This is a genomic window from Vibrio sp. 10N.222.52.B7 (genome assembly GCF_041474275.1).
Lineage (GTDB): Bacteria > Pseudomonadota > Gammaproteobacteria > Enterobacterales > Vibrionaceae > Vibrio > Vibrio crassostreae_C.
Genome location: NZ_JBFRTU010000081.1, coordinates 1 through 453, shown reverse-complemented (window position 1 = coordinate 453; position 453 = coordinate 1). Strand labels below are relative to the sequence as shown.

Below are 453 nucleotides of genomic sequence, written 5' to 3'. Positions count from 1 at the left end.
TGTGATAGCCATTTAGGTCACGTTTTTCCAGATGGCCCAAAGACCACAGGTGAACGGTTCTGTGTTAATTCAGTGTCGTTAATTTTCAACAAAAATGACGAAAGTACGAAATAACTTGTAACTATTGTCTAATCCTTACAGGTCGCATTTGTCGATTTAGGAATGCTGAAACGCCCAAGATTTCAGATTTAACTCTAGTACAAATAAAAACAGCTTCCAAAAAGGTAGCTGTTTTTATTTGAAAGCAGGTGAATAAGAAGCTTAAGTAAGAACACTATAAATGAAGCGATCAGTAACTCGGGACGATTGAAGGGCTGTAAATTCCATCCTCAATCGCTTCGACGATGTTATCTGCGTCTTTATTTAGCTGCTTATAGGTTGCCTTGTCGAAATGGTACAACACCGTGAGCTCGGCTTCAGAAGCAATCGGCACGTCAAAGTCTTTGGCAACCA

General features: G+C 40.0%; 1 protein-coding gene and 1 pseudogene. One reads left to right on the top strand and one right to left on the bottom strand.

Annotation, left to right across the window (positions count from 1 at the left end; genetic code table 11):
- The coding region (locus tag AB4512_RS18755) for a peptide-methionine (R)-S-oxide reductase (protein ID WP_372175338.1) at nucleotides 1-114 on the top strand (114 nt) is incomplete at its 5' end.
- Between the two features lie 175 nt (nucleotides 115-289).
- On the opposite strand, the pseudogene AB4512_RS18750 reads toward AB4512_RS18755, so the two are convergent.
- Nucleotides 290-453: pseudogene (locus AB4512_RS18750) on the bottom strand (DUF2989 domain-containing protein); the annotation flags it as partial.